We start from the raw sequence: 24572 nt of genomic DNA, 5'->3' as shown, positions 1-24572 counted from the left end.
TTTTAAACCGTCAATTCAAATATTATTCACTGTATACCTTTTCACCTGCAACCCAGGTTTCTAGTACATTGGTCTGCCATATCTCTATTGCTGGCACTTCAAAATAATCACGATCAATGATTATGAAGTCAGCCCATTTTCCGGGTTCAAGGCTTCCAAGCACTTCTTCCTGGTGGGCTGCATAGGCTGCATCTAAAGTAAAAGACCTGAGCGTCTCTTCTCTGTTTAGTCTTTCTTCCGGATACCAACCATTCGGTGGATTCCCTTCATGGTCCTGTCTGGTCACAGAAGAATACAGTCCAAAGAAAGGATTGACATGCTCAACCGGGAAATCTGAACCATTGGCTATCACAGTGCCCTGATCAAGAAATTTCTGCCAGGCATAGGCTCCTTTTATACGTTCTGATCCTACACGGTCCTCAGCCATGTTCATATCACTGGTAGCATGTGTGGCCTGCATGGAGGCAATGATATCAAGTTCCTTAAATCTGGGAATGTCCTCAAGTGAAACGATCTGTGCATGTTCTATTCTGTGGCGAAGTCCCTGATCACCAAACTCATCAATGGCTTGTTCAAATGCATTTAATACTACATCGTTTGCTCTGTCACCAATTGCATGAATATTGGTTTGATAACCATTTGAGATAGATTTATCTACCATTGCATTCAATTCATCCTGTTCATAGAACAATAAACCCCGGTTGCCGGGATCATCAGAATATGGTTCTTTCATTGCTGCTCCACGACTCCCCAGGGCTCCATCAGCAGAGATCTTAACACTTCTCAGTGCCAGCCTGTCATTAGCATACGACTTAATAGGTCCATTTTCAGATAGTTCATCAAAATCATCTCCGGTACCACCGATCATGGCATAGATCCGTGTGATCATCTTACCTTCATCAGCGAAATTTTTATATAATTCCCAGGTTTGTGTCGGTATACCTGCATCATGTACAGATGTAATTCCTTCACTCGACATTTTTTCGAGTGCTTTTTCGAGTGCAAGCTTTCTCTCCTCTTCAGTTGGTTCAGGAATGTGTTGAGTCACATAGCTCTCTGCAGCATCAATGAAAACTCCTGTAGCCTTACCGGTTCTATCGCGAATTACCTTTCCACCCTGGGGATCAGGTGTATCCTGACTGATATTCGCTATCTCCATGGCTTTTGTATTCCCCCAGCCTGCATGACCGTCAACTCTGGTCAACCAGACCGGTCGATCAGAGACAACTTTATCAAGATCTGCTGCCGTAGGAAATTCATTTTCAGGCCATAAAGTCTGATTCCAACCACGCCCCTGTATCCATTCAAGTTCCGGATTTGCTTCAGCATATGCTTTTATGGAATCCAAAGTAGCTTCGAGAGACTCGATACCTGCAACATTAATATTTAACTCCTGAAACCCAAGTCCCATAACGTGGGCATGGGCGTCAATCAATCCGGGTAAAATAGTTTTTCCTTCAACATCAATTACATCACCCAGACTAGTTAGCTCATCGCCACCAACTTGTCTCACTTTACCATTTTCGATGATCATTTTTTGAAAAGTGATCAATGAGTCGTTATAAAAGGTATACCCATTCGCATTAACAAAGGTCTTCACATCCGTATTATCCGAACAGGCTGTAAGCAACGCAGATAACACAAAAACAGAAATTATTAGTTTTTTCATACTCATAGTTTGATTAGAATTTTACTGAATATAAGCATTGAATGCAGATATGATAAATGTGCACCAAATTTATGCCTTTAGAGAAGGCAATTTTACAAAAGTTGACCTGAATATGGTCCAGAGTAATTTAATTAGCTTGTTTTGCCTTTATCATTTCCCACAAGCCTTCCGAAATAAAATCGGGAACAGTGTTAATGTGTTTGAGCTGTTGCCTAGTAAAATATCTCAGATCTTTAATGATCTGATCTTGTTCACTGACCTCAGGGTCTGACCCCATTTTCAATTCCCCTCCGGTCTTTTCCACCAGATAGTAGAACTCGATGGCATGAATGTCATTCTTTATCAGCTCATTCACATTTAGCAGTTCGCGGACAGATACCTCCACCCCTGTTTCTTCATTGAATTCTCTTTTAAGAGCTTCACTGAGACTTTCACCAAATTCTACTTTACCACCTGGCGGTATCCAGATCAGTTCATTTGTGACAGGAGAATGAAGTTTTACGAGCAGGATCTTTTCTTCCTCGATCAGAATTCCACAAGAACGAATTCTGATTTTACCGGAATATTTATTCCTGCCCATTATGGTTACTTAGCAACTTCTTTTGCTTTTAAAGAACTGTAGAGGTTTGATTCCTTGGCATTCTGAAGACTAGCTTTGACGAAATCCACAAACAGATGATGGGGATTGTTAACCGTACTCTTCAATTCCGGATGAAATTGAACACCCACAAACCAAGGATGATCAGGGATCTCAACGATCTCTACCAAGTCCCGTTCGGGATTCATTCCTGAAAGCTTCATCCCATTTTCAGTTAGCTTATATCGGAGGTTATTATTGACCTCATACCTGTGGCGATGCCGTTCTTCTATGATCTCCTGACCATACGCTTTGTAAGCATTAGAGTCTTTATCGAGTTTACAGGTGTATTTACCCAAGCGCATGGTTCCACCCATATTTTCAATATCTTTTTGGTCTTGCATGATATCGATAATTGGATATTCGGCATCCTCATTAAACTCTGAACTGTTTGCATCTTCCCAGCCACAAACATTCCTTGCAAATTCAATTACAGCACATTGCATACCTAAACAGATCCCAAAAAATGGAATTTTGTTTACCCGGGCGAAATTTACAGCTGCCAGTTTACCTTCTATTCCACGTCCGCCAAAGCCCGGAGCAACTAAAATACCGGCAACATCCTTCAAGTGGTCTGATACATTATCCCCGGATAATTCCTCGGACTGAACCCAACGAATTTTTACTTTGCAATCGTTGACAGCACCGGCATGTATAAAGGCTTCTACGATCGATTTATATGAATCGTGATGCTCAACGTATTTCCCAACCAAAGCGATCTCAATTTGTCCGGACGGATTACAAACAGCTTCCACAAAACCTAGCCAGTTATCCAGATTCGGCTCTTTCGTTTCCAGTTTCAGCTTTTCGATGACCCGTTTATCCAGCCCCTCTTTTTGCATCAGCAACGGCACTTCATAAATACTGCTGGCATCGATCGATTCGATCACATCTTCCAGATCCACATTACAGAACTGTGCAACCTTTCTGCGGATCGTTTCATCCAAATGGTGTTCTGTTCTGCAAACCAGAATATCCGGTTGAAGTCCGCTTTCAGATAATGTTTTTACAGAATGTTGCGTTGGCTTTGTTTTTAACTCACCGGCAGCAGCAAGGTAAGGGACCAATGTAAGGTGAATAGAGAGTGTGTTGTGCCGGCCTACATTATACCGAAGCTGACGTACAGCCTCTATGTAAGGCAGACTCTCGATGTCACCCACGGTTCCACCTATTTCCACGATCACAACATCATAGTCTCCTGACTGTCCGAGTTTAAGGACGTGAGATTGGATCTCATCTGTAATATGAGGAATGACCTGAACGGTCTTGCCAAGATAGGCCCCTTGACGTTCTTTAGTGATCACGTCATAATAAATACGACCCGTGGTGACATTATTATCCTGAGAGGTCTGAATATCCAGAAACCGTTCGTAGTGGCCCAGGTCAAGATCTGTTTCGGCTCCATCGTCGGTTACATATACTTCGCCGTGCTCGTATGGATTCATCGTACCCGGATCGACATTGATATATGGATCGAGTTTCTGAATGGTTACCTTAAGCCCCTGAGCGACAAGTAGACGGCCCAAAGAAGCACAGATTATACCTTTACCTAATGAAGACGTAACCCCTCCGGTTACAAAAATATATTTAGTGGACATGCGGGATGTGAGTATGGTTGATGGATGTAAAATATAGGGGGTTCCCTATCCTCATTCAATGTAAAACAGGAATTAACCGCCCTTACTTTTCCACATGTTATCCACAAGCTGCTTTAATACATCCGGTTTGTCACTGAATATTCCGTTTACTCCCCGTTTTATCATTTTCTTCATTCTTCTCCGGTTGTTCACTGTATACACAAAAACCGGAATTCCTGCTTCTGAAGTCACTTCAGCCCACTTTTTTGAGAATTGACGATAACTGCAATTAAAGGCATCGGCATTATAGTTTTCTACCAATTCCTTTGGGTCTTTATCATTTGATTGTTGCTTCTCGTACAGCAATGCAACTGCGATATTCACATCTAATTCCTTTAAATGAGCAATGGCCCGATAATCAAAACTTGAGAATAACACGTATTCCTGCATATCGTATTTTTTTACGATCTCATAAGCCTTTTCTTCAATTCCCTCCCTAAGGTCATTGGAAACGGCTTCCGTCTTTATCTCAATGTTAACCGCGACCTTACCTTTAGCAAACTGTAGAACTTCTTCCAGAGATGGGATCCTCTCACCGGTATGCTCATCCCCAAACCATGAGCCGGCATCCAATTTGCTCAACTCTTTATATGTGTACTCCATTACCTTACCTGTGCCATTTGTCGTCCGCTCCAATGACTCATCATGTATTACAACGGGAACTCCATCCTTGCTCAGTAATATATCCAGCTCGATCATCTCTGCACCCATTTCATAAGCAGCTCTGAATGCACTCATTGTGTTTTCAGGATAGTAAGCACTTGCCCCCCGGTGCCCTATGATCACAAAATTATCTTTATTGTCTGAATACAATGATACAGGAAGAGGCATATCATTCACCTGTGCATTAACTGAAATATTTAGAAGAAGTAGGGAAAGGAACACAAAGCAACCTAAACCCGCTTTACCGATATAGGGGCTTAAGTGGCATCTGCTATTCAGAATTTTCAATTTTGATTGTTGATGACCCGTTTGATCGCTTTTTGAAGCAGTGAATCAAATGTACCTGCATACACTATGGTCCGGTGAAGCATAAACAATCCACTCATCAGTGTAATGGAACCAAAAACAGTCATTAGAGTTGCGACCCAAACAGGTTGAATACTGCCAACCAGGGAAAGCGCTACCACAGCACTCCCCAAAAATAATTGCAAAAGTGCAGATACAAAATAAAGTCCATCAACCGAATGCACCTTATCCATAAATACCGAGATTCGCGATGTTTTGTTTGATCTTATCCGATCCTGAAGATCATTGCTTACGGTAGGATTTTTAAATTCTTCTTCTTCAAACATAACCTTTATCTTTCTTGCTAACTTATTAACCCATAACTAATCTATTCCTTCATTCATTATAATGAAAGTAAGATGGATTTAAAATAATTTATGCCAAATACTGATAACTTTTTCATATACGGTCGTAATCCAGTTGAAGAAACCTTGAAAGACAGGCCGCATGAGGTGGATAAGATATTTGTAAAAAATAATATCAAACCTTCTACTTACCAGGACATCACAGAGCTTGCAGATCAAAATGAAGTTCCCCTTGTAAAAGTTCCCGGTGCCAAAATTTATGGGCTTGTGGGGAAAGTAAACGATCAGGGGTTTGTAGCCCAGATAAGTGCCGCACGATACACGAAATTCTATGATTGGGCTGAAACTTTGATCCTCAGTCAGAATCCTGCCGTTTTACTACTCCATGGGATCGAGGATCCTCATAATTTTGGAGCGATCCTTCGCTCGGCTGCAGCAGCCGGAATTGATGCTGTGATCATCCCAATGCAAAATCAAGCCCCTGTTAATGCTACCGTTTTTAAAACCTCTGCAGGAACAGCAGGACGAATTCCCATCATTCGGGTGCATAATTTAAATCAGGGAATAAAAGATCTCAAAGCAACAGGTTTTGATATCGTTGGTTTAGATGGCAGTGCAAACAAAGAACTCTGGGAAGCAGATCTTGACCGACCCGTTGCTTTCATGATAGGAAACGAGGGAGAGGGTATTCTGCCTGAGAACCTTAAAAGATGTGATTCTTTGGTTAAGATCCCCATGGAAAATGATGTGGAGTCATTAAACGCATCAGTAAGTGCAGCCTTGGTTTCATATGAATGGAAGAGAAGACGAAAGCTCTGAAAACTGTTTAATACAGTAAATATGGTTCTCTCTTTATTCTGAAACTTTGCACATCATCCTCCCAGCCCGGAATTGGTTCTTTGTTTTCAATGACCGACTTCAGGTCTATACCAAATAGTTTGTTGGCAAAGTCGGTGATCTCAAAGTTATCTGTATGATCTCTTGCATACAGCAATAGCTCCAACCCTAAATTCAGTGGATCAATATTTTTATATCCATTTGGGAATTTGATCTTTATACCTTTTGAAGGCTCATTTTCCAATTTTGGACTCATGGCTTTTCCGGGAATTGATCGCGGTGTGAAATTTATCGGAGCAAGCTGAACCTGATACTTATCTTCTATCTCATTTATTTCTGATGGCACAAAATTAAACCCGGGAGAACCTATAGTGAGGAATGGATCTTTTGTTCCCCTCCCTTCTGAAAGGTTTGTTCCTTCAAAGATCACAGTTCCGGTATAGGCAAAGGCATGATCAAACGAGGGTAAATTTGGAGACGGTGCGATCCACGGTAACCCGGTTTCTGGCCAGATCATACTTCGGTCCCAACCGGCCATTCTGATAACTTTATAGTTCAGTCCTTTTCCGGTTTCGATCCAGCCTTCACCGATAGCCATACCTGCAATCTCCCCCATTGTAAGCCCATATACAATTGGCATAGGATAGTAACCGACAAAAGACCTGTATTCGTCTTCTAACGTCCAGCCGGCGATAAAGTCTCCGCCCAATGGATTCGGCCTATCCAGGATCCATACTTCTATATTATTTTCCCAGGCAGCCTCAAGGATCAGTCCCAATGTGGCACTGAAGGTATAAAATCTAACCCCCATATCCGGCAGGTCAAACAATAGAAGGTCAACTTTTTCCAACATTTCTGGAGTCGGTTTTTTTGTACTGCCATATAAAGAGAAAACAGGCAAGCCTGTGGTTTGGTCCACACCATCTTCAATAACCTCTCCTGCCCCTGCCTCGCCCCTGAAGCCATGTTCTGCAGCATATAATGCATTAACATCTACTCCCAGGTCTATTAATGTATCAAGCATATGTACCCCATCCACCATCGATGTTGGGTTCATGATCAATCCCACTTTGCGTCCTTTAAGCTCATCAATATGATGATCCAGTAAAACTTCAGCTCCGGTTTTAACCACATTTGCAGACTGACTCCGGGTATCGTTGCAACTCAGCAGGAGTAAAATTGAAATTAATATCAGGGGTGATGTTCTCATTGTCATTTTATCATTGAAATAAAAAAGCCTCGCTTAAAATAATTAAACGAGGCTTTAAAGTATTCAAAATACCACTTGGATCAAGCCTGATTTGCAACTACCTCAGATTCAGCAAAGAAGTATGCGGCTTCGATCTTGCCATTTTCGACTGAGTCAGACCCGTGGATAATGTTTTCTCCAACACTATCAGCAAAGTCAGCGCGAATAGTTCCCTCTTCAGCTTCGGCAGGATTTGTGGCTCCTATCAATTCTCTGAAATCTGCGATCGCATTATCCTTTTCTAGGATCATTGGTACACAGGCACCACTGCTCATGAACTCACAAAGCTCATCATAAAATGGTCTTTCTTTGTGAACTGCATAGAATCCCCCGGCAGTATCTTTGGTCAAGCGGGTCATTTTCATCGCCAGAATATTAAATCCGGCTTCTTGAATTCGTTTGGTTACCTCTCCGATCAGCCCTTTTTTTACGCAATCAGGTTTTAGAATAGTCAGTGTTCTTTCTTTTGCCATTATTATTGTGTCTTATATTTTTGTAACATTTAGTTATAGAGATACTCTATTTCTTTACCTTGAAGATACGGGTTCGTAGATCAAGTTTCGAACTTTTAGTACTTTTTGGGCTAAGAAATCCTGTTATTTATTTTTCATGAAGGAAGGACAACAAATACATCGTTGGGTTTTTAATTTGGCAGCCCCCCCTGCCAGGTTATGGCCATATGTGTCTGACACCAACCGTATATTCCGAATTCTTGGAGCTCCCCCGGTTCAAGAAATGCCCCTATCCAGAAATACCCCCAAAGGACACCTAGAACTTTCCCACAGTATTCTGAATTCTCAGGTTACCTGGCAGGAAGAACCATTTTCATGGGAGATCCCCTTTCGATTTAAAGTCACCCGGAATTATAAAGTCGGGTTTCTTGAACACATGTCCATACTAACGGAATGCATTGAAACGGATGAGGGAACTAAACTGATCGTAAACGTCACTGTAGATCCTTCTAACTCCTTACTTTACTATCCTATCAAGCTGTATGTGAACCATGTTTTAAGAAAGAAACTGGCCGATTACCTAAAGATCGTAGACAAAGCTGTCAGTCAGGGATTACATCCGTATGAATTGAATGAACCCAAAACGCTTATAAGAGGGGCTGACCATAAAATTGAAAGGATCTCTAAACAACTGGTTGAAAAGACCAAACGTAAACGGATCGTTCGTCACCTCATTGAACTGATACGTAAAGCTGAAGATGAAGACCTGGAACGTATTCATCCATACAGTTTAGCTGAGTATTGGGGTGAAAAGAAATACTCTGTATTGAATGTGTTTCTACACGCCACCAATCTGGATCTGCTTGACTTCAGCTGGGATATTTGCTGCCCCCGGTGCAAAAGCCCCAAAAACAATTTCAGAAAACTCCAAGACACACGTGGACACCTGTATTGTGATGACTGCAACGACGATTACATAATGGATTTCAACAAGAACACGCACCTCGTGTTTAAACCACATCCCCTAATCCGTAATATTTCGGACAAAACCTACTGTTTGGGTGGGCCGGGCAGTAAACCTCATCGAGTGGTTCAACAAAATCTGGCGATCGGAGATGAACGCTACCCGGAATTACAGCTTGAGGAAGGAACTTATCTTTTCAGAACTCATAACCATGAGGGACACCTGGTATTCCATGTACGGGAAAATGGTACTGATAACGTAAATATTTATGTTACAGATGAAGAATTTCACAGCCAGAGTATCACCATTTCTAAAAACCCGAACCTTGGGATATTCAATCATTCCTCGCAACCAATGGTTTGTTTCTTTGATAAATTAAATTGGAAGGAAGAAGCAATTTACGCAACTGAGGTTTGTTCTAATGTAGACTTCAATTCACTTTTTCCTAATGAAACACTTAAGGAAACCAGTAAGGTAAAGGCCTCAGAGGTAACCATGTTGTTTACAGATCTGATGAATTCAACTGAACTTTATGTGAAGGAAGGGGATGAAACAGCGATCGGACGCGTGATGGGACATTTCAGGGTTATTCAACAGATCATTGCTGAAGAACGGGGTGGCATTATAAAAACTATAGGGGATTCGGTCATGGCTGTTTTCTGGGAACCTGTATCTGCCCTAAAAGCCGTTCAGCGAATACAGCAAATATTCAGCAATTCTTCTGCTGTAGGTAATGCTTTCAAAATTAAAGCCGGGGTCCATTTTGGGGATTGTACGGCCGTGAACCTCAATGGGCGCATCGATTACTTTGGTACTACCGTAAATCTGGCATCCCGCCTTGTAGATGCTGCTTCTGAGAAAGAGATCATGCTTTCAGAAGCCCTCTATGAGCATCCTGACATTAAGCTGTATCTGGATAAAAATTCCAAGACCTTCTTCGTAAAAGATAGTTCGAAAGAACTCAAGGGCTTCAGTGAAGAAGAATTCAAGGTTAAACAGATCCGCCTCGAACGTCCCCCCATGCGATTGGTTATTTAAGATACTCGTTTGCTCCCCCTCTCATTTTAGGACTCAGCTTAGAATTGTTTTTATAATAGTCCTTACCTTTACATCTTTCAGGACAACTCTCACTCAAAGAATAACATAATGCCTGCAAATAAAATGCATCCATCCATAGCTGACACCGTTCAGCCTATGAAGCCTAAGAAAAATATTGCACTTATCGCTCACGATCATCGCAAGATGGACCTTCTCGACTGGGCTGAATACAACAGTGAAAAACTGTCTGACCATAACCTTTTTGGAACCGGAACAACAGGAAAACTGGTGTCAGAAAAAACAGGCCTTCCTGTATTCAGATTCAAAAGCGGACCATTGGGTGGAGACCTTCAGATCGGAACTGCTATTGTACAGAATGAGATCGATGTAATGATCTTTTTTTGGGATCCGCTTCAGGCTCAGCCTCATGATGTGGATGTTAAGGCTTTGCAGCGCATAAGTATAGTGTATAACATTCCTATGGCCTGTAACAGGTCTTCAGCAGACTTTTTGATCACCTCTCCCCTTATGAATTCAAAATATGACCGGTTCATCGTAGACTACAGCCAACGATTCAAAAAAGATTTCGATGTCGAATAAATTAGCCCAGGAAAAAAGCCCATATTTACAACAACATGCAGACAACCCTGTAAATTGGTTTCCATGGGGTGATGAAGCTTTTGAAAGAGCAAAGGCGGAAAATAAACCAATATTTCTCTCTATTGGATATGCTACCTGCCATTGGTGTCATGTTATGGCTCACGAAAGCTTTGAGGATCCCGAGATAGCTGAAATGATGAATGAAGCCTTTGTGAATATCAAAGTTGACCGTGAGGAGAGGCCGGATATTGACAATATGTACATGACCGTATGCCAGATGTTAACCGGCCAGGGTGGTTGGCCTTTGACGATAATCATGTCTCCTGATAAGGAACCATTTTTTGCAGGTACATACATTCCAAAGGATGCAAGGTTCAACAGGATCGGATTGAGGCAATTGATTCCCGGGGTGACCGGTATGTGGAAGAATGAACCTAAAAGGGTGAAAAAAGCTACCGAGAAAATAAAAGAAGGCTTCCAAAGATCTCAGAAATTTGAAGGAGGAAATTTTCCGGGAACCGAAGCTACTGACTTTGCAGCTGAACAGCTTGCCAAGAGTTTTGATACAGAACATGGTGGTTTTGGATCAGCTCCGAAATTTCCAAGTCCTCACAACCTAATGTTTTTACTTCGTCAATGGAAGATTAGTAACGATCAACGTTTCCTTGACATCGTAACCAAAACATTGACCAACATGCGATTGGGAGGTTTGTGGGATCATATAGGATATGGATTTCACCGGTATTCAACCGATGATAAATGGCTTCTCCCCCATTTCGAGAAAATGCTATATGATCAGGCGCTAATGTTGATGGCTTACGCAGAAGCCTGGCAGGTGACCAAGGACCCGCTTTATAAGAACACCGCTTACGAGATCATCCATTACGTAAAGCGAAAGCTTCGCCATCCTGAGGGAGGCTTCTATTCAGCCGAGGATGCGGATAGTGAGGGTGAAGAAGGTAAATTCTATGTCTGGACCTCTAAACAACTGAATGATCTTTTAAAAGAGAATGAATATGAATTCATTGCCAATAGGTTCAATATCAAAGATGAAGGTAACTTCAAGGATGAAGCTACCAAAAAATTGACGGGTGCCAATATCCCACACTTGAATTCCACTCTCAATAAAAGTGAAATGGATGATTTCCGTTCTATTAGAGAACATCTGTTTACTGAAAGAGAGCGCCGTGAAAAACCACTTTTGGATGACAAGACCCTGACTGACTGGAATAGTCTGATGATCGCTGCACTTGCAAAGGCCGGAGCTATCTTTGATGACGAGCAGTTAATCTCAACGGCTGAAGAAGGCCTCCGGTTTATACGTTTAAACCTCATCCAAAACGGAGAGTTATTGCACAGATACAAGGATGAAGAAGCCGGTATACAAGCTATGGCAGATGACTACGCATTTTTTATTTGGGCATGTATAGAATGTTACGAAGCTACCTTCAAGCCAGAATACCTGAAACTGGCTTTGAAGTGGAATTCTGAATTTTCTGAAGCATTTTGGGATGAAGAAAATGGCGGGTACTATTTCAGTATACACCATCAGGACCAGGTCTATGGCCCGCAGAAACAACTTTATGATGGAGCGGTCCCGTCTTCAAATTCAGTTTCACTGAATAATCTCATCAGATTGAGTCGATTGACCGGCAATACAGAGCTGGAAGATAAAGCCAACGAAATTGGCAAAGCTTTTTCATCAGACCTCATCAGGTCCGGTTCAAGTATCACACAAAGCATGCAGGCTATTCAGTTCATACATGCAGATCCAAAAGAAATTACCCTGGTTACGCCTGCAAATGAAGATGAGCTTATTCAGCCTGTTTTCAGAGATAACTTCGATCCATTCAGCGTAGTGCATGTGAAACACCCTGATAATGCCTCTGAACTTTCTGAGATTGCATCTTATACTAAGGATCAGGATCTAAAAGAGGGTAAACCCACCCTTTACGTATGCACAAATTTCACTTGTGAACAGCCTATCAACGACCTTGAAGAAATGCTTAACACATTACATCAATAAAAAAAGCTCTCCTCGTTAAAGGAGAGCTTTTGAATCGGAGTATATCTTTCGGCCTAACGTTCCATCATCATTTTGAATACGTAATCCTTAAAACTCATCAGTGAGACTCCTGCAGGAATTTCAACCATGGCTTTAGCCACAGAAGACCTGTTTACATTATTCACTTTCATGATGGTCTTACGCTCATTTCCTTCAACTGCTTCGATCAATAGAGGAAAGTTCTTCCCTTTGAATACGACATCCTGAGCTACCCCATTGATCTCTGAATCAATACTTTCCGGCATATTATTCCATCTTTCAGCTAACATTCCCCAATTGATATCGATTTCAGGTGCCAGCCATATAGACAGATGTTTATTTGGATCTTCAGCATCAGTAACGATCATTTCTGCGGTTTCGTAACCAAGTATGTTTTGAGTTCGGTCAGAAAAACTATATTCAGTTTTTGGAGTGTCCTGCTGCTTCGTTGATGAACTACCTCCCCAACTGCTTAGCATTTCAATCAATCCCTCGATCTCCACTTTGGTAACCTGAAGAGCCTGATCTTTTCCGGTCATGATCACAAAGTCTTTCATATCATTTCTGATCAACAGTCCATCGGTACTCATTTGGTCCATCACTGAAAAATTTTCTTCCCCCTGAAGCATAATTCTGTCAGATGTGGCAAATAAATTGATCTGACTTACTTCAATTTTTCCATCTTCATCAGAATACACATCCATGGTGATCTGCCCTTCAAATTGAGCAAAAGCTGTTCCGGTTGTAAAGACAAGGCTAAATATGAGCAACAGCCCTGAAATAGAAAATTTTTTTGATAGCATAATTAGATTAATTTGATGTTGGGAGTCTAAACTTTAACGTTGGCAGGAAGTAATTGTTACAATCATGCAGGAATTAGATCTTCCATTCCAACACTGACTTTCTTGATCCACCCACCGGCAAGGACATCATCACCTTCATAGCATACAATTGCCTGTCCCGGTGTGATCGCCTCACGACCCGCAGGGAAGTGTACTTTCATTTCAGTGTCACTTATTTGAGTAAGATGCCCGATAGCCCCATCATCATTGTAACGAATAGCCCCTGTGACCTCCATCTCGTTTTCCGGGATCTTGTCGTATTTCACCAGATTCATTTCACCGGCAATAAGTGTGGAACTTACCAGGTCCTCCTTCTCACCGATGGTTATGGTATTGGATATGGGATCTATATGTGTTACATATACAGGTTTACCCATAGCAAGATCAAGTCCCCTTCTTTGCCCAATAGTATAGAAAGGATATCCTTCATGCTCTCCAACAATATTCCCTTTTTGATCGACGAACTTACCTCCAGAAACTTTTTCTTCCAGACCGTCTACACGATCCTTCAAAAATCTTCGATAATCATCATCAGGTACAAAGCAGATCTCATAAGAATCAGGTTTGTTCGCTACATTTATCAGTCCGTGATCTTCTGCTATCTGACGAATTTCTGTTTTAGGATACTCACCCAGTGGAAATATGGTTCGGGCCAGGTGCTTTTGATCGACCCCCCATAATGCATAGGATTGGTCTTTTTTGGGATCATGTCCTCGGGAGATCACATGACGGCCATTTTCTTCACGAACTTTAGCATAGTGTCCGGTAGCGATATAATCACACCCAAGGTTATCAGCCCGTTTAAGCAAAGCAGCCCATTTAATGTGCGTGTTGCATAGTACACAAGGGTTGGGCGTTCTCCCACCCATATAATCATCTACAAAACGATCGATAACCCAATCACCAAATTCCTCACGGATATCCACAATAAAATGCTTAAAGCCATGATTGACTGCAATATGCCGGGCATCATTCATAGATTCAACGGTACAACAACCCGTCTCCTTCCCTGAATTCCCACCACTTCTGTGGTAATCCCAGGTCTTCATCGTAATTCCAATTACTTCGTAGCCTTGTTCTTGCAACATTACGGCAGCGACTGACGAATCCACGCCACCACTCATGGCTACTAAAACTCTTCCTTTTTTACTCATAGTACTATTTTTGAAACTTTTTATGGCAGAAGCCAAACTGAAAGATAAGGTTTTTTTAGGTGAAGGACGATGATCGATAATTGTTAATGGCTATTTGACCAATAGTCTCTTATATATGGAGCAATCTCATGATACAGACTAACTAATAACTGATCTATGACCAAGAAATTGCTTCTCGCCATCTTCCTCTTTTCCCCACTTTTTCTAAGTACCCTTCAAGCTCAGGATGCAAAATTTCCCATTATCAAAAACCATGGTGGAATTTATGATATACCGAATTCTATCAATCCAGAAAGTGACCGTGATTACAAGATCGTGATAGACCTGAAAACCCTTCAACGAGATAAGTCAAGTATCAACCCGGGGCTAAATAACGTGGCCAGACTGGTCAACCTACATGCTTTAGGAGGCGTTGAACATGACAAGCTGGATGTGAGTGTCGTCATTCATGGTGGTGCAACTGACGTAACCCTGACCCACCAAGCCTATCAAAAAAGATATGAGATGGATAATCCAAACATCGCACTCATCAACGAACTGCATAAAGCAGGATTCAGAATTTTTGTTTGCGGGCAATCTTTAATTGCCAGAGAATATGAATATACTGAGATCTATGATCAGGTTGCATTGGGGCTATCCATGCTTACGGTATTTACTACGCATGTTCAAAATGGATACGTACCATTGGTTTTCAACTGATACTGAAAGATCAGGTCATATAAAGGTATGGCTTCCACGGCTCTTGCACGCCACCGTTGGAGTCCCTGAAAAAAGTAATTGGAACAGGCCGGTAAGGTTTACTCTTAAGTTCCATTTTTGCTTCTTTTGGGGTACGGTTACCTTTTCTAACATTACACCGATCGCAAGCTGTAGTCAGGTTTTCCCATGTGTCCCTTCCTCCCCGACTTTTAGGCATGATGTGGTCAATAGTAAGATCAGATTTCTTACCACAATACTGGCAAGTATAATCATCCCTTCTCATCACATTCCTTCTGGATAGGACGATCTTACTGTATGGAACCCGAATATAATTTCTCAGCCTAATAACCGATGGAAATTGGAAGGATCTTCGGGTTGTCCTTAACTCCTTTTCAGGATCATCATGCAAAAGCTCTGCTTTCTCTAAAAATATCAGTTTCATGGAACGTTGCACGGAGCAAACGCTTAAAGGCTGGTAATCCTGATTTAAGACCAAAACATTCGCATTCATAGAGCATCCATTTTATTTTCTGTTGATGATATGTCAATATTTAACTCTTTCATGGAGAATGCAGTTGTTAAAACAAAAAAGGCGTCCCGTTTATAAAACCTTCAAACGGGACGCCTTAGTATGAGATATTTGGCTCAAAATATCAATAGCCAATGAATTGGAGCAGTTCCCTCCTTACTTCATCGTTAATTGAAACTGCCAGAATGATAGATACTGCCAGACCAATGAGTGCATAACTAAGATCTTTAAAGGCCATTATAAACACTTTACTCAGCGGACGTCCCATTTCTTTATTATCCATGATACTGATCCCCAGTTCACGACCGGCCAGTAATCCTAAAAATACCCAGGTGGTACTCATAGGTACGGTACTTACGGTCAATTTATAAACAAGCAGTATTGCATACACAAAATCAATGATGGTTGCTGATCTGATATCGGTGACTCTGGATTTTTCAGTTACGATCTCCTGTATCTTATCTCCTCTCAGATAGAAAAGTAATCCCAACCCGAAGAATATAAAGAGTGAAAATCCAAGGAATTGGCTAACATCAAGAGTCCTTGGAAGATAAACAGCGATATTTGCAGCATCCTGCATCACCCAGACTGCCCACAAGGTACCGGAAATGATCCACTGTAGAGGAAGCCAATATTTTTTTGGTTCCCCATTAAATTTCTTTTCAACTGTTTTTGTGACCACTAACCATACCACAAGCCCAGTTATCAACGCAAGGCCGTAACCGGACAAACTCTTTCCGAGAACTGATGTAATGCCTTCAGCAGAAGTGGCAAACGCACTTAAAAGTAGGAAAGTGGTGGAAACCGGCATCCTCATTCGAGTCAGTATCAAAAGAAAGATCGGTGCAGCCACCTGTAAAAATGAAAAATTGGTAGGCGCTTCAGAGAATCCTTTGGAGGTCAATCGCTGATAGGTTACATCCCCATCATAAATATACCAACTAGCTGTTACCGTTATTAAAAATATACCACCTATCCAAAGCCATAAGACCCACCACTTTTTATCCATGTTGGAAGCGAGGAAGGTACCTATGGTTTGTATGCTATCATTTGCAATTGCCGAATAGCCTGCAAAGAAAAAACCTACCCACATGGCTAGTTCAGCATAGGGAAAAGCTACTCCCGCAATAAAAAAGAAAACACCAATGAGTCCGATAAAAACTCGTTCTTGCCTTATGACGTCATAAAAACCGGTTGGAATAAACTTTTCGATTGGACTTGTGCCGTTATTATTAGAAGATTCTGACATTTACTTTTGTATGTGTGCTGATTTGAGCCCAAGTGTAAAAAGTAAATGTTAAGACAGTATTACGATAAGGTGTTTCCCGCCATACTTAACAATTAGATAACATCATACTCCCGAAAGACCGGATACAAATCTGTTCATCCTCACACTTAATGAAAAAGTTTATAATTACCTGATATTTATTCAAAAAAAGCGATAGTTTTAAGTTTTACCATTATATTTGGAACCGCTTTTTTGACCTAAAATCACAACATTTTTATTAACACATTTCAATGTCTAAACAAGACTCTATTTCCAGCGGCTATTATAAAGAACCAACTCCTCACATCGCGCACGACTCCCCCTTCGCATCGATGATGGAAAGATTTCGTTTTGCAGCAGAAATTCTTGATCTGGATGAAGGTATTTTCAAATATCTATCAAGTCCTGAGAAAGTGATCATGGTCTCTATTCCGGTAACTATGGATGATGGACGTATTGAAGTTTTTGACGGCTATCGTGTGATACATAACAGTATTCTAGGCCCATCAAAAGGTGGAATACGATATTCAGAGGATGTAACGATCGATGAAGTCAAAGCCCTGGCTGCCTGGATGACATGGAAATGCGCTGTTGTCAACGTTCCCTTTGGTGGAGCTAAAGGAGGCGTACGTGTCAACCCCAAAGAACTTTCCCAAAATGAGCTGGAAAGACTGACCCGTCGTTATACAGCCAACATGCTGGATGTATTTGGACCTGACCGTGATATTCCTGCTCCTGATATGAACACCAACGAACAGGTAATGGCCTGGATCATGGATACATATAGCATGAAACAGAAAAAAACTGAAACAGCTGTTGTAACCGGTAAGCCTATAATTCTTGGTGGTTCCAAAGGTCGTAAGGAAGCAACCGGGCGCGGAGTTGTGACTTGTACATTAGCTGCTTTAGGTAAACTCCGAATTTCCCCAAGTAACACATCAGTTGTGGTTCAGGGATTTGGCAATGTTGGGTCTGTCTCGGCACAGCTTATGTATGAACAGGGTGCCAAGATCTTGGCCATTAGTGATATTAGTGGAGGATATTATAATAAAGATGGCATCGATATCCCTGAAGCACTGAATTATTCCCAGACCCATAATAATTCACTTGAAGGATTTGATGGGGCGGAAAAGATCACAAATAAAGAACTACTCGAATTGGAGTGTGATGTTCTGATACCTGCAGCCAAAGAAGATCAGATCAATAAGGATAATGCTCCCAATATTAAAGCTCGTATCATCGCCGAGGGAGCTAACGGACCGGTTACGGCCAACGCTGATAAGATCCTCGAAGAAAATGGCATTATGGTAATTCCTGATATCCTGGCTAACGCCGGTGGAGTCACTGTATCGTACTTCGAATGGGTACAGGACAGACACGGTTATTTCTGGACTGAAGAACGGGTAAACCGAAGACTCAACCGTATGATGCGTGAAGCTTTCGACAACTTGTTTATGGTAAGTGAAAAGTATAGTATTACGCTAAGACAGGCGGCGTATGTGTACGCGATCGATCGTGTTGCCACAACGCTGAAATTGCGTGGTATTTATGCATAATCAATGAAATTACTACATAAACTTACTCTTAGATCTGCCTTCGAAGAAGTAGAAAGACTTGAAGGACTGCTGAACAAACTACAGGAAGAGCTGGGATTTGATGACGAATTCTATGCCCGTCTGATGTTAGTTGTCAGTGAAGCAGCAACAAATGCAATAGTCCATGGCAACAAACTGGACGAATCAAAAAATGCTATAGTGGCTGCTTATCTTGATGACAATAAACTAACATTTATCACCACAGATGAAGGCGAGGGTTTCAAGCCGGAGGAACTGCCAGATCCCATTGCTGAAGAAAATCTTTTCAATACCAGTGGCCGTGGCGTTTATTTAATGAAAGAATATGCGGATGAGGTCTTTTTTGAAGACGATGGAAGCAAACTCACCCTTTCTTTTAATCTGGATGTATAGCTTTCCCTAATTCTTTTGAATGAGTCTGCCACTAAGTCTGAGTAACTCTGTTTCTGCTGATTTAGCTGCTATTTGTGCTTCAATGAGTCTGTTCTCTGCATTCAAGAGACTCTGTTGTGCTTCCCGCAATTCCAATGAATTAATCGTACCCAGCTCAAAACGTTCTAATGCAATACTTACCGTCTCTTTGTTTATCTCCAGGTTTTCCAGCTCAAGATCTATTAGATCCAGGGCATCTGTATACTGTGCATATATCCTGCTTATTTCAGCTGTGATCCGTAATTGAAGGTCTTGTTTTGAAAGCTCCTGATTTTTAAGCCTGATCTGTGCATTTTGCATACGCCGGTTCTTGTTAAACCCATCAAACAGATTGATCGAAGCACTGATCCCATAACGCCAGCCTTTGGACTCAGAAAACTCAGAAAACCCGGAACTGGCCTCTGTTCTGGAGTAGCCATATCCACCCGTTACATCTATATTTGGCAGCCAGTCACCACGGATCTCGCGGATCTCAGCCTCAGCAACCTGCTCATTCAAACGAGCGATCTTGAGTTCCTGATTTTCCTTAAGAGCCTCGTTTAGAAGTTTCTGATAATCAAGTCGCTCATTCAATTTTATATCAGGTTGTACAGAAAATTCTACCCTAACTGAATCTCCAAGAACAGATGTTAACATGACCTTAAGCTGATTCAGACTTGTATTGGCACGGATCAAAGCCGTACGATCTGTGTTAAAGTCGGCTCGAGCCAGAAGTAATTCATATTCTGAACCGGAACCAAGATCCCGTTTTGTCTCAGCAATACGGATGCGTTCCTCTGAGATCTCAACTGTATTCTCAAGTACTTCGGCTGCTTTTTGTTGCCCGGCGATCTGGTAGTATCCGGAGATTATCTCAGCTAATACATTTTCAACCTGTAATTGTACTTCAGCCTCACTGATCTCCATTTCATTTGAAAGCCTGTCAAGTGTTGCAAACATGGTCAACCCATCAAAGATCCTCCAGGTTGCATTTACACCATAATCGTAGACAGTGGTGACTGCTCCTTCATCATTTCGGTCTGCAATATTCGGGTTTCCAAAAACGGTCACGTTATCCTGTACCCTTTCATTTATAGAGCCATCAGCTGAAATAACCGGTAAAAACCCTGCATTCCCTATCGAATTATTGTTCTCTGAGATACGAGCCTGATTTTCAAATATCCGAATTGAAAAGTTATTTTCAAGACCGATTCTCACTGCATCTTCAAGCTCCAGAAGAACCTGTGCCTGCACTTGTGTTGAAAAACCTGTTACAATGAACAGAATGAGTGCAATACCTTTCATTACCAAATCGGTCTTCTTCGATGTAACTGATCTCATATTTTTGCGGGTTCCATGTTGTCTATTTTCTCCAATTTATCATCATCTACAGCTCCTTTTTCAGATCGCTCGGCCGAGATATAACTGTAAAGAGCCGGAATTACGTACAGAGTCAGGATACTGGCAAAAATCAGTCCTCCAATGATCGCAATACCCATTGATTTCCGGCTCTCAGCTCCTGCCCCCAAGGCCAGGGCTATTGGAAGGATACCCAAGACCGTTGAAAAACTTGTCATCAGGATAGGCCGGAACCGAGCTACGGCAGCTTCTTTGATCGCCTCAAGATTTGATAATCCCTGAACTTGTCTTTGATTGGCAAACTCAACGATCAATATTCCGTTCTTGGTTACCAAACCGATCAACATGATCATACCGATCTGACTAAAAATGTTCAGAGTTTGATTGAAATACCAAAGGGTGAGTAATGCTCCCGTCAGTGCCAGCGGAACAGTAAACATGATCACCAAAGGATCCCGAAAACTCTCAAACTGAGCAGAAAGCACCAGATAGACAAGTATCAGTGCCAGCAGAAATGCATAGATCAAACTTGAAGAGCTTTCAACAAAGTCTCTGGACGGACCTGACAGCGACGTTGTGAAGGAAGCATCCAACACTTCATCAGCAATAGCATCCATTGCATTGATTCCATCACCAATGGTCTTACCAGGTGAAAGACTTGCCGATACAGTTGCAGATGCATATCGATTGAATCGATATAATTGAGGTGGACTACTTGTTTCTCTTAGTGTCACAAGGTTATCCATCTGAATGATCTCTCCTTCATCATTTCGCACATAGAGTGACCTTAGGTCGATCGGCGCATTCCTGTCTTCTCTGGACATTTGCCCGATCACCTGATATTGTTTTCCGTTCTTTAAAAAGAATCCAAAACGTTGTCCACTATAAGCCAGCTGAAGCGTCTCCGCTATATCCCTTGTTGATACACCCAAAGCCTGTGCCCTGTCACGGTCAATACTTACCTCAACTTCCGGCTTGCTGAATTTCAGATTCACATCCACGAAAGCAAATGTCGGATCCTGGCTCGCTCTTTCCATGAAGGCAGGAATAACCTCTTTCAACTTATCAATGGTATTAGCCTGCAATACATATTGCACAGGTTGTCCACCCCTGCTTCCGCCAATACTTTGTTCCTGAGCAATGTAGGTACGGGCACCACTTAGATCCTGAATCTTCGTAGAAAGGTCATTATAGATCTCTTGCTGAGTCCTTTCTCTTTCTGAGGCGTCGGTTAAAATAAGTCGGCCAAAACCGGAATTGACTGACCCTGAAGAACCGAATCCGGGAGATGTCACAGTGATGAGCCCCTCAGTTTCAGGAACTTCATCCAGTAAAAAATTGGTCAATTGATTCATATACCGATCCATATAGTCATAGGTGGCGCCTTCCGGGGCTGTTGAACTAACAATTAGACGGCCACGGTCTTCAAGCGGTGCCAGTTCTTGCTGAAGATTGTTAAAAAACACCCATATTCCACCAATACACAGAACCGTGATCACAAATGCCATCCAGCGTTTCCTCATGAAGGATTCTAGACTGGATTTATAAACCTCATTCATCCTGATGAAGAAAGGTTCGGTTTTTTTGTAGAACCAACTATGTTTAGCATCCGATCTCAGAAATTTTGTTGAAAGCATCGGAGTGAGCGTGAGGGCCACAAAAGATGAAATAATTATGGCCCCGGCCATCACAACACCAAATTCCAGAAAGAGTCTTCCGGTAAGGCCACCAAGAAACAAAATCGGAGTGAAAACAGAAACCAAAGCCAGTGATGTTGCAACAACCGCAAAGAAGATCTCCTGTGAGCCAAGAATACCGGCCTCGATCACATCCATTCCATTTTCGATCTTAGCGTAAATATTCTCAAGAACCACAATGGCATCATCCACTACCAATCCAATTGCCAGTACGATCGCAAGTAAGGTCAACACATTAATTGAAAATCCGGCAATGTACATCACAAAGAATGCTCCAATAAGAGCTATTGGAATTACAATGATCGGAATAACGGTGGTCCGGAAATCACGTAGAAATAGGAATATGATCAGTACTACTAATCCCAAGGCCAGAAAAATAGTTTGCTGTACCTCATCGATGGATGCCCGTACATATTCTGTGGTATCAAAACCAACAGCCGTTTGGATATCTTCCGGAAGGTCCTGTTTGATCTGTTCAACTCTCTTGTAAAATTCATCGGCAATCTCGATCTGATTAGCTCCGGGTTGTGGTACAATAACCACCCCCACCATAGGCACACCATTTCTTTTCAGGATGGTCCGCTCGTTAGCTGCTCCCAGTTCAGCGTTGCCAATATCCCTGAAGCGGATCACATTACCATCAGACTCTGCAATGATCAGGTTATTGAACTCCTCTGGTTCGTAAAGTCTTCCCTGGGTCCTAACTGTGAGTTCCGTTAAATTGCCCTCGATCCTGCCTGATGGCAGTTCCACATTCTCACGTTGAAGTGCGCGCTGAACATCAAGCGGTGTAAGCCTGTAGGCAGCTAACCTTAGCGGATCCATCCAAAGGCGCATTGAGTATTCCTTTTCACCCCAGATCTGTACGCTACTCACCCCCGGAATGGTCTGTACCCGTTCCTTAAAATCGTTGAAGGCAACATCCGACAAGTCCAGTAAACTTCTCTTATCGCTTCTTACATTCAAAAACACAATGGGACTCGAATCGGCATCAGCCTTGGAAACAACAGGTGGGTCAGCATCCGGCGGGAGGTTTCTGACAGCACGTGATACCCTCGACTGAACATCATTGGCGGCATCATTGAGGTCTATCTCGAGTTCAAATTCAACAGTTATGGTACTGCGGCCTTCACGACTGGTTGAGGTAATGGTTCTAATACCTGCAATACCATTCACCTCTTCTTCAAGCGGTTCCGTTATTTGTGATTCAATGACCTCAGCATTAGCACCCGTGTATGATGTACTAACAGTCACAATAGGAGGTTCAGTCGCCGGGTATTCCCTGATTCCAAGGAAAGTAAAAGCTACGATCCCAAGAATCAGAATAACCAAAGACATAACAGTAGCAAGTACCGGCCTTCTAATACTTAATGATGACAGACTCACAATTCTCCCTCCTCATATTTGTCAACCTGATCAACGCGAACAGGCATGCCAGTTCTCACCTGTAGCAAACCGGTTGTCAATACCGTATCTCCGGGAGCAAGTCCTTCCACAACCTGAACATCACTTTCAGTCCGGATACCGGTAGTAACTTGCTGTTCAGCAACCTTACCATCCCTTAGAACAAATACTTTTTGCCCTTGCAATTCAGGAATGACCGCTATGGTTGGGATCATTAATGCATCATTGATCTCTTCAAGGATCAATTCAATATTCGCGAAAGCACCGGGCAGTAATTTACTGTTGTCATTATTGGCCCTGGCCCTGATACGGATGGTTCTGGTCTGGGTTTCTATACGAGGCTCGATCGCATAGATCACTGCCTTAAAATCTTCATCCTGACCCTGAACATTAAATACAGCTCGGTCTCCAACTTCAACAACACCGGCATATCTTTCCGGAACTGAAAATTCCACCTTTATTGGATTAATGGATTGAAAGTTGGCTATATTTGTTGTCGGGCTTATATAACTCCCATTACTTACATATCTCAAGCCTACAACCCCATTGAATGGGGCCTTGATCTCAGTCTTATCGATCTGAGCTTTGATCAATTCAGCTTCGGCTTTCAGGATATTCAGTTCATTAAGGGTTGCATCATATTCTTCCTGGCTTATACCTCCGCGTTCCAACAGTTGCAGTTGACGTCTTTCACGGACTTCAGCTAACCCAATTCTAAATTCAGACTGTTCAAGACGAGCCTGAAGTTCACTGTCATTTATTTTGATTAGCCTTTCACCGGCCTTAACCTGCCTGCCCTCTTCAAGTTTTAATTCAACGATCTTACCTGAGATCTCACTCCTCAGTTCAATCGATTCATTGGCTATTAATGTTCCGGTTGTAAAGATCTTATTTTCAAAGATCTGCGGTTCAACCACATGGACATCTACAGAAAGTGGATCATTTCCCGAATTCTGAGCAGATGAAGACCCTTCACCTGCAGACTGTTCTGTTAATTTTGGATAGGCCAGCAGTGCAAGAACCGCAATTACACCGGTTATTATTAATACTCGCTTCATGTATCAGGTTATGTTGAATTATTTCATTTCGTTCAAAGATAACTACTAAGCAGCAGTAAGAATTCTTTGTTGATGAAAAGCATTGTAAAAGTGCATAAAAAAAGCGGTCATTTGTCTCCAAACACCGCTTTTACGATC

At 42.0% G+C, this 24572-nt stretch carries 21 protein-coding genes; 7 read left to right on the top strand and 14 right to left on the bottom strand.

The features are described 5' to 3' along the window. Positions 1-22: 22 nt before the first annotated feature. The 5 genes from AC13FX_RS11195 to AC13FX_RS11175 form a co-directional block, all read right to left on the bottom strand. Positions 23-1669: an amidohydrolase gene (locus AC13FX_RS11195; protein WP_482880731.1), complete on the bottom strand. Its 1647-nt coding sequence runs from the start codon at positions 1667-1669 to the stop codon at positions 23-25. Between the two features lie 127 nt (positions 1670-1796). Beyond that, positions 1797-2249, bottom strand: a complete 453-nt coding sequence (locus AC13FX_RS11190; RefSeq protein WP_482880730.1) for an NUDIX domain-containing protein — start codon at positions 2247-2249, stop codon at positions 1797-1799. A 5-nt stretch (positions 2250-2254) separates the two neighbouring features. Further along, positions 2255-3904 (bottom strand): CTP synthase, encoded by a 1650-nt coding sequence (locus AC13FX_RS11185; protein ID WP_482880729.1) that lies wholly within the window; start codon positions 3902-3904, stop codon positions 2255-2257. 72 nt (positions 3905-3976) lie between these two features. After that, the gene (locus tag AC13FX_RS11180) at positions 3977-4774 is read right to left on the bottom strand and encodes a glycerophosphodiester phosphodiesterase (protein ID WP_482880728.1); all 798 of its coding nucleotides are present in this window, start codon (positions 4772-4774) and stop codon (positions 3977-3979) included. A 116-nt stretch (positions 4775-4890) separates the two neighbouring features. Continuing rightward, the gene (locus AC13FX_RS11175) at positions 4891-5238 is read right to left on the bottom strand and encodes a hypothetical protein (protein WP_482880727.1); all 348 of its coding nucleotides are present in this window, start codon (positions 5236-5238) and stop codon (positions 4891-4893) included. A 90-nt stretch (positions 5239-5328) separates the two neighbouring features. Between AC13FX_RS11175 and rlmB the strand changes: the two genes are divergently transcribed. Then, positions 5329-6075 (top strand): 23S rRNA (guanosine(2251)-2'-O)-methyltransferase RlmB, encoded by a 747-nt coding sequence (rlmB, locus tag AC13FX_RS11170; protein WP_482880725.1) that lies wholly within the window; start codon positions 5329-5331, stop codon positions 6073-6075. Between the two features lie 7 nt (positions 6076-6082). Here the strand turns inward: rlmB and AC13FX_RS11165 are convergent, their stop codons facing one another. Beyond that, complete coding sequence (locus tag AC13FX_RS11165; protein WP_482880724.1) at positions 6083-7303, bottom strand: exo-beta-N-acetylmuramidase NamZ family protein; 1221 nt, start codon at positions 7301-7303, stop codon at positions 6083-6085. An 80-nt stretch (positions 7304-7383) separates the two neighbouring features. Beyond that, entirely contained in the window at positions 7384-7815 is a 432-nt protein-coding gene (ndk, locus tag AC13FX_RS11160) for a nucleoside-diphosphate kinase (RefSeq protein ID WP_482880723.1), read from the bottom strand. Between the two features lie 175 nt (positions 7816-7990). Here ndk and AC13FX_RS11155 point away from each other — a divergent pair, with 175 nt between their 5' ends. The 3 genes from AC13FX_RS11155 (at position 7991) to AC13FX_RS11145 (ending at position 12422) form a co-directional block, all read left to right on the top strand. Continuing rightward, positions 7991-9796, top strand: coding sequence for an adenylate/guanylate cyclase domain-containing protein (locus AC13FX_RS11155; protein ID WP_482880722.1), 1806 nt, complete (start codon positions 7991-7993; stop codon positions 9794-9796). A gap of 156 nt (positions 9797-9952) precedes the next feature. Continuing rightward, a complete protein-coding gene (locus AC13FX_RS11150) occupies positions 9953-10396 on the top strand; it encodes a methylglyoxal synthase (protein WP_482881672.1) in 444 nt (147 codons plus the stop codon). Next, positions 10386-12422, top strand: a complete 2037-nt coding sequence (locus AC13FX_RS11145; RefSeq protein WP_482880721.1) for a thioredoxin domain-containing protein — start codon at positions 10386-10388, stop codon at positions 12420-12422. Before AC13FX_RS11150 ends, AC13FX_RS11145 begins: the two co-directional genes overlap by 11 nt. Before the next feature lie 53 nt (positions 12423-12475). On the opposite strand, the gene AC13FX_RS11140 is transcribed toward AC13FX_RS11145, so the two are convergent. Both AC13FX_RS11140 and mnmA read right to left on the bottom strand, forming a co-directional pair. After that, positions 12476-13243 carry a hypothetical protein gene (locus AC13FX_RS11140; RefSeq protein WP_482880720.1) on the bottom strand — a complete coding sequence of 256 codons (768 nt, stop codon included), beginning with the start codon at positions 13241-13243 and terminating at the stop codon, positions 12476-12478. A 62-nt stretch (positions 13244-13305) separates the two neighbouring features. After that, the gene (mnmA, locus tag AC13FX_RS11135; protein ID WP_482880719.1) at positions 13306-14436 is read right to left on the bottom strand and encodes a tRNA 2-thiouridine(34) synthase MnmA; all 1131 of its coding nucleotides are present in this window, start codon (positions 14434-14436) and stop codon (positions 13306-13308) included. A gap of 156 nt (positions 14437-14592) precedes the next feature. On the opposite strand from mnmA, the gene AC13FX_RS11130 reads away from it, so the two are divergent. Next, complete coding sequence (locus AC13FX_RS11130; protein WP_482880718.1) at positions 14593-15135, top strand: DsrE family protein; 543 nt, start codon at positions 14593-14595, stop codon at positions 15133-15135. A gap of 10 nt (positions 15136-15145) precedes the next feature. On the opposite strand, the gene AC13FX_RS11125 is transcribed toward AC13FX_RS11130, so the two are convergent. Both AC13FX_RS11125 and AC13FX_RS11120 read right to left on the bottom strand, forming a co-directional pair. Beyond that, positions 15146-15577: an HNH endonuclease gene (locus AC13FX_RS11125; protein ID WP_482880717.1), complete on the bottom strand. Its 432-nt coding sequence runs from the start codon at positions 15575-15577 to the stop codon at positions 15146-15148. Between the two features lie 211 nt (positions 15578-15788). Continuing rightward, entirely contained in the window at positions 15789-16913 is a 1125-nt protein-coding gene (locus AC13FX_RS11120) for a hypothetical protein (protein WP_482880716.1), read from the bottom strand. 269 nt (positions 16914-17182) lie between these two features. Between AC13FX_RS11120 and AC13FX_RS11115 the strand changes: the two genes are divergently transcribed. Then, entirely contained in the window at positions 17183-18487 is a 1305-nt protein-coding gene (locus AC13FX_RS11115; RefSeq protein WP_482880714.1) for a Glu/Leu/Phe/Val family dehydrogenase, read from the top strand. Between the two features lie 3 nt (positions 18488-18490). After that, a complete protein-coding gene (locus AC13FX_RS11110; protein WP_482880712.1) occupies positions 18491-18898 on the top strand; it encodes an ATP-binding protein in 408 nt (135 codons plus the stop codon). A gap of 6 nt (positions 18899-18904) precedes the next feature. Here AC13FX_RS11110 and AC13FX_RS11105 read toward each other — a convergent pair whose 3' ends face one another. Genes AC13FX_RS11105 through AC13FX_RS11095 form a run of 3 tightly spaced genes read right to left on the bottom strand, consistent with a single transcriptional unit; the run spans position 18905 to position 24434 of the window. Continuing rightward, complete coding sequence (locus AC13FX_RS11105; protein ID WP_482880711.1) at positions 18905-20257, bottom strand: TolC family protein; 1353 nt, start codon at positions 20255-20257, stop codon at positions 18905-18907. Further along, the gene (locus AC13FX_RS11100) at positions 20254-23361 is read right to left on the bottom strand and encodes an efflux RND transporter permease subunit (RefSeq protein ID WP_482881670.1); all 3108 of its coding nucleotides are present in this window, start codon (positions 23359-23361) and stop codon (positions 20254-20256) included. The genes AC13FX_RS11105 and AC13FX_RS11100 overlap by 4 nt, the downstream gene beginning before the upstream one ends. Next, positions 23355-24434 carry an efflux RND transporter periplasmic adaptor subunit gene (locus AC13FX_RS11095; RefSeq protein WP_482880710.1) on the bottom strand — a complete coding sequence of 360 codons (1080 nt, stop codon included), beginning with the start codon at positions 24432-24434 and terminating at the stop codon, positions 23355-23357. The genes AC13FX_RS11100 and AC13FX_RS11095 overlap by 7 nt, the downstream gene beginning before the upstream one ends. Positions 24435-24572 lie beyond the last annotated feature (138 nt).

This window comes from Gracilimonas sp. B-17, assembly GCF_056857935.1.
This window is presented reverse-complemented; position numbering and strand designations above follow the sequence as displayed.